General features: G+C 69.0%; 1 protein-coding gene. It reads left to right on the forward strand.

Features of this window, described 5'->3' with window-relative positions; translation table 11 throughout:
* On the forward strand, positions 1–2,973 hold a 2,973-nt coding region (locus tag WG902_RS22450; RefSeq protein WP_340062448.1), incomplete at both ends, for an Ig-like domain-containing protein.

Raw genomic sequence — 2,973 nt, forward strand, 5'->3', positions numbered from 1 at the left:
CAGCACCGCCACCGTCACGGTCAACGTGACGCCGGTGCAGGACGCGCCGACGGCAGTGAACGACACGGCGACGACCACCGAGGACACCCCGGTCGCCATCCCGCTGGCCACGCTGGCCGGCAACGACACCGACCCGGATGCGGGCAACACCCTCACGGTGCTGTCGGTCGCCAACCCGGTCGGCGGTACCGTCGTCATCGTCGGCGGCAATGCGGTCTTCACGCCCGACCCGAACTTCGTCGGCGCGGCGACCTTCGAGTACACCGTCAGCGACGGCAACGGCGGCACCGACACCGCCACGGTCACCGTCAACGTGACGGCGGTGCAAGACGCGCCGACCGCCAACGCCGACGGCTTCAACACGGCGGAGGACACGCCGCTGGTCATGACCACGGCGTCCTTGCTGGCCAACGACACGGATCCGGATGCCGGCAACACGCTGACTGTGACCGGCGTTGCCAACCCCGTCGGTGGCACGGTCGCGCTGGCGGGCGGCAACGTGACCTTCACGCCCAACCCGAACTTCACGGGCACGGCCAGCTACGAGTACACGATCAGCGACGGCAACGGCGGCACCAGCACTGCCACGGTGACGATCAACGTCACGCCGTTGAACGACGCCCCTTCGGCCAGCAACGACGTTGCCACCACGGCCGAAGACACACCGGTGTCGATCCCCCTGGCAACCCTGGTGGGCAACGACACCGACCCGGATGCAGGCGACACCCTGTCGGTGCTCTCCGTGGGCAGTGCGGTGGGCGGCACGGTCGCCATCGTCGGCGGCAACGCGGTGTTCACGCCCGCGGCGAACTTCACCGGCGCTGCGAGCTTCCAATATACGGTCAGCGACGGCAACGGCGGAACGGACACCGCCACGGTGACGGTCAACGTCACGCCGGCCAACGACGCCCCGGTGGCCCAGGGCGACAGCGCCTCCACGGTCAAGGATGCGCCGGTGGTGATCGCCATGGCCACGTTGCTGGCCAACGACGGCGACATCGATGGCGACACGCTGACGATCAGCAGCTTCACCCAGCCGGCCAACGGCACGATCGTCGACAACCTCGACGGCACCTTCACCTACCAGCCGGCTGCCGGCTTCACCGGCCCGGACAGCTTCACCTATACGGTCAGCGACGGCAACGGCGGCTTCAGCACGGCCACGGTGGCGCTGAACGTCACCTCGCCGGCGGCGATCAGCGACACCGTGAGCACGGCCGAGGACACGCCGATCACGATCCCCGCGGCCACGCTGCTGGCCAACGACATCGACCCGGAAGGAGACCCGATCTTCATCACCGGGGTGGGGAACGCGGTGGGCGGCACGGTGGCCTTGGTGGCCGGCAACGTGGTCTTCACGCCGAACCCCAACTTCACCGGCGCGGCCAGCTTCACCTACACCATCAGCGACGGCGGCAGCAGCGACACGGCCACGGTGATCGTGAACGTCACGCCGGTGCAGGATGCGCCCACGGCCAATGCCAACGCCTTCAGCACGGCCGAGGACACCCCAGTCACGATGACCACGGCCAGCCTGCTGGCCAACGACACCGACCCGGACACCGGCGACACCCTGAGCGTGACCGGCGTGGCCAACCCGGTCGGTGGCACGGTCAGCCTGGCGGGCGGCAACGTCACCTTCACGCCGAACCCGAACTTCACGGGCACCGCCAGCTACCAGTACACGATCAGCGACGGCAATGGCGGCACCAGCACCGCCACCGTCACGATCACCGTGACGCCGCAGCAGGACTCGCCGACGGCCAACAACGACACGGCGAGCACCACCGAAGACACCCCGGTCAGCATCCCGCTGGCCACCCTGGCCGGCAACGACACCGACCCGGATGGCGACACGCTCACCGTGACGGCAGTGGGCAACCCGGTCGGCGGCACCGTCACCATCGTGGGCGGCAACGCGGTCTTCACGCCGAACCCGAACTTCACGGGCGCAGCCACCTTCGAGTACACGGTCTCCGACGGCAACGGCGGCACCGACACCGCTACGGTCACGGTGAACGTCACGGCAGCGCAGGATGCACCGACGGCCAATGCCGACAGCTTCAGCACCGCCGAAGACACGCCGGTGGTGATGACCACGGCCAGCCTGCTGGCCAACGACATCGACCCGGACACCGGCGACACGCTGACGGTCACTGCCGTCTCCAACCCGGTCGGTGGCACGGTCAGCCTGGCCGGCGGCAACGTCACCTTCACGCCGAGCCCGAACTTCACGGGCACAGCCAGCTACCAGTACACGATCAGCGACGGCAATGGCGGCACCAGCACCGCCACGGTCACGGTCAACGTGACGCCCCAGCAGGATGCGCCGACGGCGAACAACGACACGGCCGCAACGACAGAGGACACCCCGGTCAGCATCCCGCTGGCCACCCTGGCCGGCAACGACACGGACCCCGACGGTGACACGCTCACCGTGACGGCAGTGGGCAACCCGGTCGGCGGCACCGTCACCATCGTGGGCGGCAATGCGGTCTTCACGCCGAACCCGAACTTCACCGGCACGGCCACCTTCGAGTACACGATCAGCGACGGCAATGGGGGCACCGACACGGCCACCGTGACGGTGAACGTCGCCGCCGCGCAGGACGCACCCACGGCCAACGCCGACGGCTTCAGCACCGCCGAAGACACCCCGGTGGTCATGACCACCGCCAGCCTGCTGGCCAACGACACCGACCCGGACACCGGCGATACGCTGACCGTGACCGCCGTCTCCAACCCGGTCGGTGGCACGGTCTCCCTGGTCGGCGGCAACGTCACCTTCACCCCGAACACCAACTTCACCGGCACCGCCAGCTACCAGTACACGATCAGCGATGGCAACGGCGGTACCTCCACCGCCACCGTCACCGTCAACGTGACGCCGGTGCAGGACGCGCCGACCGCCAGCAACGACACGGTCACGACCGCCGAAGACACGCCGGTCGCGATCCCGCTGGCCACGCTGCT

Source organism: Ramlibacter sp. PS3R-8, from assembly GCF_037572435.1.
Lineage (GTDB): Bacteria > Pseudomonadota > Gammaproteobacteria > Burkholderiales > Burkholderiaceae_C > Ramlibacter.